The organism is Endozoicomonas sp. ALD040 (assembly GCF_049275945.1).
Classification (GTDB): Bacteria; Pseudomonadota; Gammaproteobacteria; order Pseudomonadales; family Endozoicomonadaceae; genus Endozoicomonas_A.
The window spans coordinates 3598289-3615558 of the sequence record NZ_CP184829.1 but is presented as its reverse complement, the minus strand read 5'-3'; the positions used below and the strand labels follow the sequence as shown (position 1 = coordinate 3615558).

The following is a 17270-nucleotide window of genomic DNA, read 5'->3' as shown; positions in this document are numbered from 1 at the left end:
ATAGAATGATTAAACACTCACTTTTTGTGGCATCGCTGTTACTACTACATTCCCTGTCTGCCACCGCTCAAGCCGATCCGTTGACAAGACGTTTTATGGTCGAGTTTCAACAGGATTCAGGTTTTCCAAACCAAAGCTTTCCATTAAACAAAGACCAGAGATTATCGGGTAACCCGTCAGTCAATGCCGAAACAAGCCGCCATACAGGACAAGTTTTACCATCTTATTATAAACGACAAAAATATTATGAGGTAAAAGCAACCTTGATTGGGTCGATTTCCCGGCAGTTGCTTTACGCCACGAATCTACTGGTTGCCCTCGAAGTGATCCTGACCTCCAGAGATGCCCTTCTGAGCTCTGCCCCTTATTCGTGGCTACCAGTAGAAACGGTTGTCGCTTTCGGCTGGATTTTAAAAAACTATTGGAACCCGGATTCATTGCTGCTTAATCTGATTCGACAACAAGAGATAAGTCAGGATCACCCGTTTGTGATTACCACTATGATGCCTGGCTCTGGAAATAACCAACAACAAGGTCAGCCTTCAGGATCATCGGGTCTGCAGGCCCCCGCAGCAGCCCCCAGCCATCCGATAGGCTATTTCACCAGCCTTCTGTATTCCAACTCTGGCGAAGATAACGAGAACCCTCAACAACAGCAACATACTCTTGGTTTAGATTGTTTCGTCCATCCCTGTTATGGCGTTTGTAAATTTCGATCGCCTGTTGAAGGCTTGACAAACCTTACAAAAGCAACACCCAAACAAAATTCATCTACCTATTTGGCCAATAGACACTACTATCTTTGCATCAGTCATTCTGATCCTGTAAAAGAAACATCGAATGATTCCCCTGACATTCGACTCCAATGTTTTTCTGGCGAACTATCTCAGGCACTTCACATTGATGGCAACCCGGCCAATAGCTGCAACCTTGAAGGAGTCGCCCCGGACTCAACGGGTGCAGGCACAACCGATATAAGGGCTCCAGCCGAGCAAGCAACCTGCAACGCGGTAGTGGTCGCGGAAGATGACCATCTGCGGCAATTCGGGAAAGCCTTTCAAAGTACTCAAGCACTGTCGAATCAGAAAAGAAGAATCCATACAAGGCAAAAAAACTGTGAGGTGACTGCGGTCGGGGAGAGTGGCGAACAACAACCATGCGGGGTGGTTTGCAAAAACGACAAATCTCCGACGTCTCATAAAAGCAAATACCATTGTGGGCCAAAAACCTGTAACGTCGCTGTGGTTGGAAATGATGGTCAGCAGCGGCCATGCGGGAAAGTCTGCAGGAACCCTGTTTTCCTGTCGGATCACAAAGGCAGATGCCACACCGGACGAAAAACCTGTGATGAAATAGAGGTCACGGAAGATGGTCAGCAGCGGCCATGCGGGGCAGTTTGCCAGAATTTTAGAGCCCTTTCGACTCATAAATCCAGATACCACACCGGGGAAAAAACCTGTGGCGCAACAGTGATTGGGAAAGATGGCCGACAACAGCCATGCGGGAGAGTCTGCAAAAATGCTTTAGCCCTTTCGAGTCACAAAATAAGGAATCATAGCGGGCAAAAAACCTGTAACCTAACAGTGGTCGGAGAGAATGGTCAGCAACGGCCATGTGGGAAGATCTGCAATAGTGCTGGAACCCTGTCGGATCACAAAAAAAGAAACCACAGCCTACAAAGAACCTGTGACGTGAAGATTGTTGGAGAACATGGCCAGCCTCAGCCATGCGGGATGGTCTGCAAGAATTCTTATACCATCTGGGCTCACAAAAACAGAGTCCACGGTGGGAAGCAAACCTGCGACGTGATCATGGCTGAAAAAGACGCCCAGCAGAGGCCGTGCGGAAAGGTCTTTAAGAATAATCTGACCCTTTCTGATCACAAAAGAAAATATCATCTAAAACGCAAATCTGTCGATGTGGACCAGGATGATGACCTCAGTCCTCCAAATGGTAAAGTGAGTAAGTAACGATCTTTAACAGGACGGTAACCTCAGCCTTCCAGAAGCTAGAATTAATTAGCGATCTTAAAGAGAAGATTTTTGAAAGAAAAACACACTTATTATTTTGATCTATCCTTCTTTTCTGTAAACCAGAATGCAGGGATAGAATTATTAAACACTCAATCTTTGCGGGGCTGCTGTTGCTGCTCTCTGACGTCTGCCAGGCCGAACCGTTGACATTGGGTTTTATTGTCGAGCTTCAACAGGATACAAGTTTTTCAAACCAGAGCTTTTCGATAACAACACACCGGCGCACATTGCCGGGTGATCTGCCAGACATTGCAGATAAAACCAACCATTCAGAAAAGAAACTGCCACCTGAAGTCAAACGACACAAACCTTACAGTTACGGTATTAGAGCAGCAATTATTGAGTCGATATCCTGGCAGTTGCTCTACGCTGCGAACCTGCTGGCTGCCCGTGAACTGACCCTGACCACCAAAGGCATGCCTGTGGACGCCACCTCCCATTCATGGCTGCCGGTAGAAGCGGTTGTCGTTGTCGGTTGGCTTTTAAAAAGTTATTGGAACCCCGATTCACCGATGTTTAATCAGATTGAACAACAAGAGATGACATCTATGTTGGCACGGTGGGATCAGCCGATTGTGATCACCACTATGATGCAAGGCTCTGGAAACAACCAACCGCAGGGCCAGCTATCAGAGTCATCTGGCCAACAAGCCTCTCAAGCCACCAGTCAACCTGCAAGCTCTTTTTTCGACCCTCAATATTCTGGCTATGGCAACGGCTCCGGAGACCCTCAACAATACTTACACACTCTGGGTTTAGATTGTTTCGTCCATCCCTGTCATGGCGTTTGCGAATTTCGGCCATCTTATGAAAACGTGGACCCCGTTCAAAGGTCGCTGAATGTTGAAGAAAGTCTGGTAAACCATGCAGGAGCAACACACTGGGAAAACTCATGCCCCCATTTGGCCAATAGTCACTGCTATCGTTGCATCAGACATTCTGATAATGCAAAAGAAACATCGAATGATCCTCCTGACATTCAACTCCAATGGGCTTTTGGCCAACTATTTCAACCAAATGGCATTGATAGCAATTTTGCATATAGCTGTAATCTGATAGTGGTCGGGCGTGGTGGCCAGTCGCGACTTTGCGGAAAAGTCTTCAGAAGTACACAAGCCTTGTTGGGACACGCAGGCAGAGTCCATTCCGGGAAAAAAATCTGTGACTTAACCCTAATCGGGGAGGATGGCCAAAAGCAACCGTGCGGGAAGGTCTTCAAGAATGCCAAAACTCTGTCGGAGCACAAAAGAGGCATTCACAGCAAGCAAATGACCTGTAACAAGACAGTAACCGGGGAGGATAACCAGCCACGGACATGCGGGAAAGTCTGTAAGAATACTAAAGCCCTGTCCAATCACAAAAGACAGGACCACTCCGGGCAACAAACCTGTAACGTTATGATGGTCGGGGAGGATGGGCAACAACGGCCATGTAGACAGATTTGCAAGAATAGCCGAGCCCTTTGCGATCACAAAAGAAGCACCCACACCGGGCAACAAACCTGCGACTTTATAATACTCAGAGAGGACAGCCAACCACGACTATGTGGAACGATCTGCAGGAGTGCCGAAAGCCTGTCGGAACACAAAAGAAATGAGCACACCGTGCAACAAACCTGTGACGTCGTAATGGTAACAGAGGATGGCCAGCGGCGGCCATGCGGGAAGGTCTACAAGAATAAACGGATCCTCTGGCATCACAAAAAATACTCCCACACCGGGCAACAAATCTGTGACTTCATGGTGGTCGGGGAGGATGGTCAAACACACCCATGCGGAAAAGTCTGCTGGAATGCTAAAATCCTGCACGACCACAAAAGAAACGCCCACAGGCAAAAAATCTGTGACCTTATGGTGGTCGGGCAGGACGGCCAACAGCGGCCATGCGCGACTCTCTTCGAGAATAAAAAAGCTTTGTTGTGCCACAAAAGAAACGTCCACAACGTGAAACAAAACTGTGACGTAACCGTGGTCGGAATGAATGGCCAACCCCGGCCATGCGGAAAGGTCTGCAAGAGTATTCAAGCCCTGTCATGTCACAAAAGCAGATACCATAGCGGACAACAAACCTGCAACGCTATATTGGTCGGCGAGGATGGCCAACAGCAGCCATGTGGAAAGGTTTACAAGAATGTCAGAGCTCTGTCTGAGCACAAAAGAATACATCGAAAACGCAAACCTGTTGATGCGGACCACAAAGACGGTCTCAGCCCTCCGTAAGGTAATGTGAATAAGTAACGACCTTTAGCAGAAGGTTTTTTGACAGAAAAACACGCTTGCTTTCTTGATCTATCCTTCCTCTCTGTATATTTAGAGGCAAGGATAAAATCATTAAATACTCACTCTTTGCAACACCCCTGCTGCTACTTTCGCTGACTGTCGCCTGACAGGCCGAAGCGTTGACCAGACGTTTTATTGTCGAGCTTCAACAGGATGCAGTTTTTTTCAAACCAGAGTTTTTCTATAAAAACAGACCAGCGTTCGTTGTCGTATAATCAGTCAGACATTGCCGACAAAAATGGCTTTATAACTATCAACAAGCTTATCATGCTGACCGGTCATATCCTGACATGTGGTCAGTAAATGGTTGTACTTGCAGCCCCAAAGTCATTTTTTTCACAAGTAGTCGAGTTCACATATTTGGCATGATGATTCACGGTATCATCTTAAAGCGGGTGAGTAGGGTTTAAACTCTTCGTCATCAAAAAGTTTACACTGTTGTTTTGTATCTTCTGTCTTCACTGTCAGTGTGCACATCAGCTGATAGTACAAAGGCGCATCGTCATTAACCCGGTTGACTGCAAGTGTGAGATCAGCTCTCTGACCGATCAATTGATGAATGGCCTTCGCCAGATATCGTGGGCAGTAACCAACAATCTCGGGTGTCTCGCTGGTGCGAATAGCGATCGCCTGGTGATCTGCCGGGTTCTGAATATCCTGCATCAGTAGAAGCGGATCGCCGGATTGCAGGGTTTTGATACGGGCTCGGGCGGAGTCCGTAACGTAGCGTACGCCGTGAACAAAAAAGTCGAATTCAAAGGAGCCCGATGTATCCTGCTGCACTTCAGGAAAGACCTGCAAATTATCAGTACTTTTAGTACCACCGGTTTTGGCCAGGATAAGCAGTGGGCAATTTTGTCCCTCCAGGCCCAGCCAGGATAATAAAAGCTTATATTCAGGCCGACGTTCTGATAACAGGCGATTGGCAAACAGGGGGAACAACCGTTCAGACCGATAAACCTTGGTTAAATCCTCCATGCCGGTAAACGGTGTAAACCGTTCACTATAGCCAGCTCCCCGAGTGTATTGAAACTGGTAATGATCGCCATTCCGAGTCAACTTGCCCACCGGGTGCCACTCTCTTTTTAACGGGTCCTGCCAGGCTAAAAATACGCTGTTTAACGATGTGTGCATAGTAGACTCCTTCTATTTTCTAAAATCATTTGTTCAGCAAATTGAATGGCTATGGGGGTTGTTACCTCCTCTGGTATCCGCTGTAGTAGCTGACCTATTTCAGCCTCGGACAGCAAGCTGAGTTTTTTCAGCCAGAAGCCTGCAGCCCGGGGCTGCATTTCTTTGGCAATAATAAAAGCATCCATGGTTTTCAATGGTTTGTTGTCGGCTTTGGACCTATAGAGCGCACAACTGGCTTTCCTGACGTATGCCGCAACGGAAAACCCCCGGTCCTTTGTGGACAGGCGTTTCTGCCGGGTATCATCCCGCTCTGTGCAGCCAAGGCTGGAAGCGTGATCATAAGTTGGGCAAAGGTACTTTTTACCGCTGGCATCGTCCAGTAAAACCGCCCAGTTTTCATGGTGCCGATCCTGATTGCTGATCAGTGCATCCAGCATAAGGTAGCCGGTAAACACGCCAGCAGCATCCATAAACTCGGGGAATTTCTCCTTAAAGGGCGGAAGAATACCACTTTTTGCGGTTTCAAGAATACCCATTACCCGTGCCACCGTATGTTCTCTGACCCGGACAAACCGTTGTTGTTCATCGCCGGGATAGGTGTTATCAGTGGACATTAACAGCTGGTTACCCAAAGTCATCCGCCAACGGGTACGATCAGTAATAATGCTTGGGCTGGTGACACCAATATTGCCCTGAAAGCGGGCCATCTCATAGGTGGCGTGGGGAATACCCAACTGCACGCAAAGTTGCTCTGCCACCTTTTCCGACCAGTGCTCCCCGGTTAACGGGCGTGACTTTTTAAACAGCCATTTCTGTTTCTGCCAGGTATACCAGGATTTCTCCTTGGTGCCGAGATCCTCCGGCGAGTCCATCTCCTCCCTGATATCGATGATTTTATAGGGTGTTGTCATGCCGGGTTTCCTGGCTTTCTTGGGTTATTTAACGGTGACCTGGCCGTTCATTAGCATGGGAAGTAGCCACTCCGGGCACCAAACCTGCAAGGTTATAATACTCGGGAAGGACAGCCAACCACGACCATGCGGAATAGTCTGCAAGAATGTTCGAGCCCTGTTATGCCACAAAAGCAAATACCACACCGGGCAACAAACTTGTGATGTGACCCTGGTCCGGGAGGATGGACAGCCGCAGCAATGTGGAAAGGTTTGCAAGAATGCAATTACCCTGTCCAGGCACAAAAAAACACATCAAAAACGCAAGCCCGTTGATACAAACCAGAAAGACGGTCTCAGCCCTCCATAAGGTAATGTGAATAAGTAACGACCCTTGGCAGAAGGTTTTTGAAAGATAATCACGCTTGCTTTCTTGATCTATCCTTCCTCTCTGTACAACCGGAGGCAAGGATAAAATCATTAAATACTCACTCTTTGCGACAACTCTGCTGCTACTTTTTCTGGCTGTCGCCTGTCAGGCCGAAACCTTGACCAGACGTTATGTTGTTGAGCTTCAACAGAATACAGCTTTTTCAAACCAGAGTTTTTCTATAAAGCCAGACCAGCGTTCACTGTCGGATAAACCGTCAGATATTGACGGCAAAAACGGCTTTAAAAGACCAGATTTACCCTCTGATAATAAACGACAAAGATTTCTCAATTACGAAGTAAAAACAACCCTCATTGAATCGATTTCCTGGCAGTTGCTTTACGCCTCGAATTTGCTGCTTGCTTTCGAACTGATCATGACCAGCAAAGCCCCCCCTCTGGGTGCTACTTATTCATGGCTCCCCGCAGAAGGCATTGTCACTGTCGGCTGGCTTTTGAAAAGCTATTGGAACCCCGACTCACTGCTGTTTAAACCGATTGAACAATCAGAAATGAGGTTGTCACAAGGGAATCAGCCTTTTGCAATCACTACTATGATGCACGGCTCCGGCTATGACCAACAACAACAACCACAACAACAAAGCCAGCTATCAGAATCATCTGGCCAACAGGCCCCGCAAGCCACCAGCCAACAAACAGGCGCTTTCACCAGCCCTCTGTTTTCTGGCACCGGTGACGGCTACGGAGACCCTCAACAAGACACACATACTTTAGGTTTAGATTGTTTCGTATACCCCTGTTATGGCGTTTGTGAATTCCGACCATCTTTCGAAAACACAGAGCCAGATGAAAGCTGGCTGAATTTTGAAGAAAGTCTGGCAAGCTATACAGAAGTAACACCCGGACAAAACCCATGCCCCCATGACTGTCTCTGCTTTCGTTGCATATGGCATTTTGATCCTGAAAATGAAAGATCAAATGATCCCTTTGCCATTGAACTCAAATGCACTTCTGGCCAACTATTTCAGTTAGATGGCATTGATGACAACCCGGTCAATACAACCGCCCCTGCAGAGCAAGTCACCTGTGACCTGACAATAGTCGGTAAGGATGGCCAGCTACGGAATTGCGAGAAAGTCTACAGGAGTATCAAAACCCTTTTGAATCACAAAGGAAAAGTCCACTCCGGTAAAAAAACCTGTCTCGTGCCGGTAGTCGGGAAGGATGGCCGACTGCGACCATGCGGGGAGGTCTCGAAAAATGCCGGTGCCCTGTCGAATCACAAAAGAAGGGCCCACAGTGGGCAGCAAACCTGTGAAGTCATAATGGTCACAGAGGATGGTCAGGAACGGCCATGCGGAAAGGTCTGCATGAATGCCAGCGCCCTGTCGAATCACAAAAAATGCGCCCACACCGGACAAAGAACCTGTGATATGACCGTGGTCGGGGAGGATGGTCAGCCGCAGACATGTGGGAAACTCTGCAAGAGTGCTCAATCCCTCTCGTGTCATAAATTCAGTCACCACACCGGGCAAAAAACCTGTGACGTAATCCTGATCGGAAAGGATGGCCAGCAGCGACCTTGCGGAAAGGTATACAAGAATGTCAGTGCTCTAAGGTATCACAAAAAAAACACTCACACCGGGCAAAAAACCTGTGATGTGATCGTGGCCGACGAGGATGGCCAACAGCAGCCATGTGGAAAAGTTTACAAGAATGCCAAAACACTGGCTATTCACAAAAGAACACATCGCAAACGCAAGCCTGTTGATACCAACCAGAAAGACGGTCACAGCCCTCCATAAGGTAAGTAACGCCCCTTAGCAGAGGGTTTTTTAACAGAAAAACACGCCTGCTTTCTTGATCTATCCTTCCTCTCTGTATATCCGGAAGCAAGGATAAAATCATTAAATACTTACTCTTTGCGACAGCTCTGCTGCTACTTCTGCTGACTGTCGCCTGTCAGGCCGAAACCTTGACCAGACGCTATGTCGTCGAGCTTCAACAGGATGCAGCTTTTTCAAAGCAGAGTTTTTCCATAAATCAAGACCAACGTGCATTGTCGGATAACCCGTCAGATATTACCGATAAAAATGGCTTTAAAAGATCAGATTTACCCTCTGATTATAAACGACAAAGTTTTTTCAGTTACGAAGTAAAAGCAACCCTCATTGAGTCGATTTCCCGGCAGTTGCTTTACGCCACGAATTTGTTGCTTGTCTTCGAACTGATCATGACCAGCAAAGCCTCTTCTGTGGGTGCCCGTGCTTATTCATGGCCACCAATAGAAGGGATTGTCACTGTCGGCTGGCTTTTGGAAAGCTATTGGAACCCCGACCCGGCACTGTTTAAACCGATTGAACAATCAGAAATGAGGTTGACACAGGGGAATCAGCCTTTTGCAATCACCACTATGATGCACGGCTCCGGATATGACCAACAACAATCACAACAACAAAGCCAGCTATCAGAGTCATCTGGCCAACAAGCCCCGCAAGCCACCAGCCAACAAACAGGCTCTTTCACCGACCCTCTGTCTTCTGGCTCCGGTGACGGCTACGCAGACCCTCAACAACACGCACATACTTTGGGTTTAGATTGTTTCGTCCACCCCTGTCATGGCATTTGTAAATTCCGACCATCTTTCGAAAACATGGGGCCAGATGAAAGGTCGCTGAATTTTGAAGAAAGTCTGGCAAGCCTATCAGGAGCAGTACCTGGGCAAAACTCATGCCCCCATAATTGTCTCTGCTATCGTTGCATCTGGCATTCTGATCCTGCAAATGAAACATCAAATGACCCCTTTGCTATTCAACTCCAATGGGCTTCTGACCAACTATTTCAGGTATATGGTATTGATGACAACCCGGTCAATACAACCGCCCCTGCAGAGCAAGTCAGCTGTAACCGGACAATGGTCGATGAGGATCGCCAGTTACGGTGTTGCGAGAGAGTCTACAAGAGTGTTCAATCCCTTTTGAATCACCAAAGAAAAATCCACACTGGCAAAAAAACCTGTCTCGCACCCGTGTTCGGAGAGGATGGCCGACTGCGACCATGCGGGGAGGTCTGGAAAAATGCCAGTGCCCTGTCGGGCCACAAAAGAAAAATGCACACTGGGCAGCAAATCTGTGAAGTAATCGTGGTCGGAGAGGATGGTATAACGCAACCATGCGGGAGAGTCTGCAAGAATGCCATTATCCTCTCAGATCATAAAAAAAGAAAGCACATGGGGCAAAGAATCTGCACTATGATCCTTGCCGATGAGGATAGCCAGCAGCGGCTATGCGGGAAGGTGTGCATGAATGTCCACGCTCTACGGTATCACGAAAGAAGCGCTCACACCGGGCAACAAACCTGTAACGTTATGATGCTCGGAGAGGATGGCCAGCAAAGGCCATGCACGCTGATCTGCAAGAATGTTGGAGCCCTGACGAATCACAGAAACAGATACCACTCCGGGCAACAAACCTGTAAAGTAACCGAGACAGGAGAAGATGGCCAACCTCGAGCATGCGGCAAGGTCTTCAAAAATGTCAGCGCCCTGGGGTATCACAAAAAAAGCGCCCACACCGGGCAACAAACCTGTGACTTTATGATGGTTGGGGAGGATGGTGAGCGACGGCCATGCGCGAAGGTTTGCAAGAATACCATAGCCCTTTATGATCACAAAAGAGGTACCCACACCGGGCAACAAACCTGTGACGTTATGATGGTTGGGAAGGATGGCGAGCGAAGGCCATGCGGAAAGGTTTGCAAAAATATCCAAGCTCTTGGTGATCATAAAAGAAGCGAGCACACCGGGCAAAAAACCTGTGATGTGATAGTAGCCGATGAGGATGGCCAGCAACGACCGTGCGGGAAGGTCTACAAGAATAGACATGTCCTCTGGGATCACAAAAAAAACGCCCACACCGGGCAAAAAACCTGTGATGTGACCGTGGCCGATGAGGAAGGCCAACAGCGCCTGTGTGGAAAGGTTTACAAGAATGCCAAAACACTGTCTGTGCACAAAAGAACACATCGCAAACGCAAGCCTGTTGATACGAACCAGAAAGACGGCCTCAGCCCTCCATAAGGTAATGTGAATAAGCAACGACCTTAAGCAGAAGGTTTTTTCTTGATCTATCCTTCCTCTCTGTATAGAAGGTGTCACGAAACTCCAACAAATCGTTCCCACGCTGCGACCCACAGGGCCTGAGAGCATGGAAACCAGAGTTTTGCGACCCGCTCTATATCCGGAGGCAAGGATAAGATCATTAAATACTCACTCTTCGCGGCACCTCTGTTGCTACTTTTGCTGACTGTCGCCTGTCGGGCCGAAACCTTGACCGGACGCTATATTGTCGAGCTTCAACAGGATGCAGCTTTTTCAAACCAGAGTTTTTCTTTAAAGCAAGACCAACGTGCATTGTCGGATAACCCGTCAGATATTACCGAAAAAAACGGCTTTAAAAGACCAGATTTACCCTCTGATGATAAACGACAAAGATTTTTCAGTTACGAAGTAAAAACAACCTTCATTGAATCGATCTCATGGCAGTTGCTTTATGCCACGAATTTACTGGTTACCTTCGAACTGATCATGACCAGCAAAACCCACCCTCCGGGTTCTACCTCTTATTCATGCTCACCAGTAGAAGGGATTGTCACTGTCGGCTGGCTTTTGAAAAACTATTGGAACCCCGACTCATCGTTTTTTAAACCGATTAAACAATCAGGAGTGAGGTTGGCACGGGGGAATGAGCCCATTGCAATCACTACTATGATGCACGGCTCCGGATATAACCAACAACAACCACAACAACAAAGCCAGCTATCAGAGTCATCTGGCCAACAAGCACCACAAGCCATCAGCCAACAAACAGGCTCTTTCACCAGCCCTCTGTATTCTGGCTTTGGTGACGGCTTCGGAGACCCTCAACAACAAGCACATACTTTAGGTTTAGATTGTTTCGTCCACCCCTGTTATGGCATTTGTATATTCCGATCATCTTTCGAAAACATGGGGCCAGATGAAAGGTCACTGAATTCTGAAGAAAGTCTGGCAAGACTTACAGAAGCAAAACCCGGACAAAACTCATGCCCCCATAATTGTCTCTGCTATGGTTGCATCTGGAATTTTGATCCTGCAAATGAAACATCAAGTGATCCCTCTATCATTGAACTCCAATGGGCTTCTGGCGACCAATTTCAGGTACATGGCATTGATGACAAACCGGTCAATACAACCGCCGCTTTGGAACAAGTCAGCTGTCACCTGACAATGGTCGATGAGGATGGCGAGCTTCGCAATTGCGAGAAAGTCTACAAGAGTGTTGCATCCCTTTTGAATCACCAAAGAAAAATCCACACCGGCAAAAAAACCTGTCTCGCGACCGTAGTCGAGAAGGATGGTCGGCAGCGACCATGCGGGGAAGTCTGCAAAAATGCCAGTAACCTGTCGAATCACAGAAGAAGGGTCCACAGCGGGCAACAAACCTGCAACTTTACAGTGGTCGAAGAGGACGGCCAGCAGCGACCTTGCGGAACGGTCTGGAAAAATGCCGGTGCCCTGTCGAATCACAAGATAAGGACCCACACCGGGCAACAAACCTGTGACGTGACAGTGGTCGAAAAGGATGGCCAGCAGCGACCTTGCGGAACGGTCTGCAAGAGCACCAGAGCCTTGTCGTTTCACAAGCGTGGATACCACAGCGGGCAAAAAACCTGTGAAGTGATCGTGGTCGGCAAAGATGATAAACCACAACCATGCGGGAGGGTATGCAAGAATTCCATCACCCTGTCGCATCACAAAAGAAACGCCCACACCGCTCAAAGAACCTGTGACCTGATCGTGGTCGGGAAAGATGGTCAGCCGCGGCCATGCGGAAAACTCTGCAAGAGTGCTCAATCTTTCTCGTGTCATAAATTTAACCAGCACACCGGGAAAAAAACCTGTAACCTGACCGTGGTCGAAGAGAATGACCAGCAGCGACCTTGCGGAACGGTCTGCAAGAACGCCAAAGCTTTATGGATTCACAAACTTGGATACCACAGCGAGCAAAAAACCTGTGATGTGATCGTGGTCGATGAGTATGGCCTGCAGCGGCCATGCGGGAAGGTCTACAAGAATGTCAGCGCTCTATGTGATCACAAAAGAAGGCCTCACACCGGGCTACAAGCCTGTGACGTTATGACGGTCGGGGAGGATGGCAAGCAATGGCCATGTGGAAGGGTTTACAAGAATGCCAAAGCCCTGTCTGTGCACAAAAGAATACACCGAAAGCGCAAGCCTGTTGCTGCGAACCAGAAAGACGCTGTCAGCCCTCCATAAGGTAAAGTGAATAAGCAAAAACCTTTAGCAGAAGGTTTTTGAAAGAAAAACACGCTTGCTTTCTTGATCTATCCTTCCTCTCTGTACACCCCGAGGCAAGGATAAAATCATTAAATACTCACTCTTAGCGGCTCCTCTGCTGCCACTTTTGCTGACTGTCGCCTGCCAGGCCGAAACCTTGACCAGACGCTTTATTGTCGAGATTCAACAGGATGCAATTTTTTCAAAACAGAGCTTTTCTATAAAGTCAAATAAACGCTTAATGTCGTATATTATATCGAATATCTCCGAAAGAAACTGTTTTAAAACACCAGATTTACCCTGTGATGATAAACGACAAAAATTTTTCAGTTACGAAATAAAAACAACCCTCATTGAGTCGATTTCCCGGCAGTTACTTTACGCCACGAATTTGCTGGTTGCCTTCGAGCTGATCATGACCAGCAAAGCCCCTCCTCTGAGTGCTACCTCTTATTCGTGGCTACCGATAGAAGGGGTTGTCACTGTCGGCTGGCTTTTGAAAAGCTATTGGAACCCCGACTCACCGCTGTTTCAACCGTTTGAACAATCAGAAATGAGGTTGACACAGGGGAATCAGCCCTTTGCGATCACTATTATGATGCACGGCTCCGGCTATAACCAACAACAACCACATCAACAAAGCCAGCTACCAGAATCATCTGGCCAACAAGCCCCACAAGCCAACAGCCGACCAACAAGTGCTTTCACCAACCCTCTGTCTTCTGGCTCCGGTGACGGCTTCGAAGACCCTCAACAACACGCACATACTTTGGGTATAGATTGTTTCGTTCACCCTTGTCATGGCGTTTGTAACTTCCGACCATCTTCCGAAAGCATAGGGTCAACTGAAAGGGTGCTGAAATCTGAAGAAAGTCTGACAAGCCCTGCAGGAGCAACAGCCGGACAAAACCTATGCCCCCATAATAGTCTCTGTCATCGTTGCATCAGGCATTCTGATTCTGCAAATGAAACATCAAATAATCTCTTTGCCATTCAACTCCAATTCACTTCTGGCCAACTGTTTCAGGGACATGGCATTGATGACAACCCGGTCAATACAACCGCTCCAGTGCCAGTCCCCTGTAACCTGACAATACTTGATGAGGATGGTCAGCTACGAAATTGCGAGAAAGTCTACAAGAGCGCTTTTTCCCTTTTGAATCACAAAAGAGCATACCACTCCGGTAAAAAAACCTGTCTCGCGCTCGTGGTCGGGAAGGATGGTCAGCTGCGACCATGCGGGAAGGTCTGCAAGAATGCCAGCACCCTTGGGTATCACAAAAGAAAGACGCACACCGGGCAACAAACCTGTGACGTCATAGTGGTCGAAGAGGATGGTCAGGAACGGCCATGCAGAAAGGTCTGCAAGAATGCCGACGCCCTGTCGAATCACAAAAAAAACGCCCACTCCGGGCAAAGAACCTGTGATGTAACCGTGGTCGATGAGAATGGTCAGCTGCGGCCTTGCGGGAAGGTCTTAAAGAATGCCGGTCTCCTGTCGAGTCACAAAAGAGACGCCCACACCGAGCAAGAAACTTGTGACGTGATCGTGGTCGGAGAGGGTCACCAGCAACGACCATGCGGAAGGGTCTGCAAGAACGCCAAAGCCCTTTCATCTCACAAGACTGGATGCCACAGCGGGCAAAAAACCTGTGCAGTACTCGTGATCAGCAAGGATGGTAAACCACAATTGTGTGGGAGGGTCTTCAAGAATGCCTATATCCTGTCAGATCACAAACAAAGAAAGCACAGTGGGCAAAAAACCTGTGATGTGACCCTGGTCGGAAAGGATGGTCAGCCCCGGCCATGTGGAAAGGTTTTCAAGAATGCCAAAACCCTGTCTGTGCACAAAAGAATGCATCGAAAACGCAAGCCTGTTGATACAAACCAGAAAGACAGTCTCAGCCCTCCATAAGATAATGGGAAGTAACGACCTTTAACAGAAGGTTTCTGACAAAAAAACAGGCTTACTTTCTTGATCTATCCTTCCTCTCTGTATATCTGGAGGCAAGGATAAAATCATTAAATACTCACTCTTTGCGGCACCTTTGCTGCTACTTTCCCTGACTGTAGCCTGTCAGACCGAAACGTTGACAAGACGTTATATTGTCGAAATACAGCAGGATGCAACTTTTTCAAAACAGAGTTTTTCTGTAAAACCAAACCAGCATGTACTGTCGTATGATACGTCAGATATTGCCGACAAAAACGGTTTTATAACACCAAATTTACTCTATGATTATAAACGACGATGCTTTTTCGGTTACGAAGTAAAAAAAAACCTGATTGAGTCGATTTCCTGGCAATTGCTTTACGCCACTAATTTGCTGGTTGCCTTCGAACTGATCATGACCAGCAAAGCCCACCCTCCGGGCGCTACCTCTTATTCATGGCCACCGGTAGAAAGGATTGTCACTGTCGGCTGGCTTTTGAAAAGCTATTGGAACCCCGACTCACCGATGTTTAAACCGATTGAACAATCAGAAATGAGGTTGACCCAGGGGAACCAGCCTTTTGCAATCACGACTATGATACACGGCTCTGGATATGTCCAACAACCACAAAGCCAGCTACCAGAGTCATCTGGCCAACAAGCCCCACAAACAACCCGCCAGCCAACAAACGCTTTCACCAACCCTCTGTCTTCTGGCTCCGGTGACGGCTTCGAAGACCCTCAACAACACGTACATACTTTGGGTATAGATTGTTTCGTTCACCCCTGTCGTGGCGTTTGTAACTTCCGACCATCTTCCGAAAGCATAGGGTCAACTGAAAGGGTGCTGAAATCTGAAGAAAGTCTGGCGAGCCTTACAGCAGCAACACCCGAACAAAACCCATGCCCCCATGATTGCCTCTGCTATTGTTGCATCAGGCATTCTGCTTCTGCGTATGAAACATCAAATAATCTCTTTACCATTCAACTCCAATGCGCTTCTGGCCAACTTTTTCAGGGATATGACATGGATGACAACCCGGCCAATACAACCCCCCCTCCAGAGCCAGTCCCCTGTAACCTGACAACGCTTGATGAGGATGGTCAGCTACGAAATTGCGAGAAAGTCTACAAAAGCGTTCAATCCCTTTTTGATCACCAGAGAAAAATCCACTCCGGTAAAAAAACCTGTCTCGCACCCGTGGTCGGGGAGGATGGCCGTTTGCGACCATGCGGGGAAGTCTGGAAAAATGCCGTTGCCCTGTCGAATCACAGAAGAAGTGCCCACACCGGGCAACAAACCTGTAACGTCATAATAGTCACAGAGGATGGTCGGGAACGACCATGCGGAAGGGTCTGCAAGAATGCCAGTGCCCTGTCGAGCCACAGAGGAAGGACACACACCGGGCAGCAAACCTGTCAAATCACAATGGTCACAGAGGATGGTCAGGAACGTCTATGCGGAAAGGTCTGCATGAATGTCTTCGCCCTGTGGAGTCACAGAACAAGTGTCCACTCCGGGCCAAGAACCTGTAATGTAACCGTGGTCGGTGAGGCTGGTCAGCTGCGGCCTTGCGGGAAGGTCTGCAAGAATGCCAGCGCCTTTTCCGATCACAAAAGATACGCCCACACCGGGCAACAAACCTGTGACGTGACCCTGATCGCAGAGAATGGCCAGCAGCGGCCTTGCGGAAAGGTCTTCAAAAGCGCCAGAGCCTTGTCGTCTCACAAGTTTGGATGTCACAGTGGGCAAAAAACCTGTGAAGTAATCGTGCTCGGCAAGGATGATAAACCGCAACCATGCGGGAAGGTCTGCATGAATTCCGGCGCCCTGTCGAGCCACAAAAAAAGCGCTCACACCGGGCAAAGAACCTGTGATGTGACCGTGGTTGGGGAGGATGGTCAGCTGCGGCCATGCGGGAAACTCTGCAATAGTGCAGATTCTCTCTCGTCTCATAAATTCAAACAACACACCGGGAAAAAAACCTGTCAGGTAACCATGGTCGCAGAGGATGGTCAGCCGCGACCCTGCGGAACGGTCTGCAAGAATGTCAGCGCTCTAAGGTATCACAAAATAAGCACCCACACCGGGCAACAAACCTGTGATGTGACCGTGCTCGGGGAGAATGGTCAGCTGCGACCATGCGGAAAGGTTTACCAGAATGCAATGGCCCTGTCTGCGCATAAAAGGACCCATCGAAAACGCAAGCCTGTTGATGCGAACCGGAAAGACGGTCTCAGCCCTCCGCAAGGTAATGTGAATAAGTAACGACC

10 protein-coding genes are annotated in these 17270 nt (G+C 48.3%); 8 read left to right on the top strand and 2 right to left on the bottom strand.

The annotated features are described in order from the left end of the window. Window positions 1-5 precede the first annotated feature (5 nt). The gene (locus tag ACOJUN_RS13260; protein WP_422132415.1) at window positions 6-1970 is read left to right on the top strand and encodes a hypothetical protein; all 1965 of its coding nucleotides are present in this window, start codon (window positions 6-8) and stop codon (window positions 1968-1970) included. Window positions 1971-2143: 173 nt separating this feature from the next. Continuing rightward, window positions 2144-4252, top strand: coding sequence for a hypothetical protein (locus tag ACOJUN_RS13255; RefSeq protein WP_422132414.1), 2109 nt, complete (start codon window positions 2144-2146; stop codon window positions 4250-4252). 441 nt (window positions 4253-4693) lie between these two features. Here the strand turns inward: ACOJUN_RS13255 and ACOJUN_RS13250 are convergent, their stop codons facing one another. Beyond that, window positions 4694-5446 carry an HIRAN domain-containing protein gene (locus ACOJUN_RS13250; RefSeq protein WP_422132413.1) on the bottom strand — a complete coding sequence of 251 codons (753 nt, stop codon included), beginning with the start codon at window positions 5444-5446 and terminating at the stop codon, window positions 4694-4696. Beyond that, window positions 5431-6357, bottom strand: coding sequence for a hypothetical protein (locus tag ACOJUN_RS13245; protein ID WP_422132412.1), 927 nt, complete (start codon window positions 6355-6357; stop codon window positions 5431-5433). Before ACOJUN_RS13245 ends, ACOJUN_RS13250 begins: the two co-directional genes overlap by 16 nt. On the opposite strand from ACOJUN_RS13245, the gene ACOJUN_RS13240 reads away from it, so the two are divergent. The 6 genes from ACOJUN_RS13240 (at window position 6356) to ACOJUN_RS13215 (ending at window position 17265) form a co-directional block, all read left to right on the top strand. Continuing rightward, complete coding sequence (locus ACOJUN_RS13240) at window positions 6356-6706, top strand: hypothetical protein (protein WP_422132411.1); 351 nt, start codon at window positions 6356-6358, stop codon at window positions 6704-6706. The two genes, ACOJUN_RS13245 and ACOJUN_RS13240, sit on opposite strands and share 2 nt — an antisense overlap. A 178-nt stretch (window positions 6707-6884) precedes the next feature. Next, window positions 6885-8531 (top strand): hypothetical protein, encoded by a 1647-nt coding sequence (locus ACOJUN_RS13235; protein ID WP_422132410.1) that lies wholly within the window; start codon window positions 6885-6887, stop codon window positions 8529-8531. Window positions 8532-8701: 170 nt separating this feature from the next. Next, the gene (locus tag ACOJUN_RS13230) at window positions 8702-10804 is read left to right on the top strand and encodes a hypothetical protein (RefSeq protein ID WP_422132409.1); all 2103 of its coding nucleotides are present in this window, start codon (window positions 8702-8704) and stop codon (window positions 10802-10804) included. A 210-nt stretch (window positions 10805-11014) separates the two neighbouring features. Continuing rightward, window positions 11015-13042, top strand: coding sequence for a hypothetical protein (locus ACOJUN_RS13225; protein WP_422132408.1), 2028 nt, complete (start codon window positions 11015-11017; stop codon window positions 13040-13042). Window positions 13043-13304: 262 nt separating this feature from the next. Then, window positions 13305-14978 carry a hypothetical protein gene (locus tag ACOJUN_RS13220; protein ID WP_422132407.1) on the top strand — a complete coding sequence of 558 codons (1674 nt, stop codon included), beginning with the start codon at window positions 13305-13307 and terminating at the stop codon, window positions 14976-14978. Between the two features lie 175 nt (window positions 14979-15153). Beyond that, a complete protein-coding gene (locus ACOJUN_RS13215) occupies window positions 15154-17265 on the top strand; it encodes a hypothetical protein (protein WP_422132406.1) in 2112 nt (703 codons plus the stop codon). Window positions 17266-17270 lie beyond the last annotated feature (5 nt).

What these genes read in the sequence shown, in the direction of transcription:
- ACOJUN_RS13220 (WP_422132407.1), top strand. Translation starts at nt 13,305, where the DNA reads ATGTCGTATATTATATCGAATATCTCCGAAAGAAACTGTTTTAAAACA.
- ACOJUN_RS13240 (WP_422132411.1), top strand. Translation starts at nt 6,356, where the DNA reads ATGCCGGGTTTCCTGGCTTTCTTGGGTTATTTAACGGTGACCTGGCCG.
- ACOJUN_RS13245 (WP_422132412.1), bottom strand. Translation starts at nt 6,357, where the DNA reads ATGACAACACCCTATAAAATCATCGATATCAGGGAGGAGATGGACTCG.
- ACOJUN_RS13250 (WP_422132413.1), bottom strand. Translation starts at nt 5,446, where the DNA reads ATGCACACATCGTTAAACAGCGTATTTTTAGCCTGGCAGGACCCGTTA.
- ACOJUN_RS13260 (WP_422132415.1), top strand. Translation starts at nt 6, where the DNA reads ATGATTAAACACTCACTTTTTGTGGCATCGCTGTTACTACTACATTCC.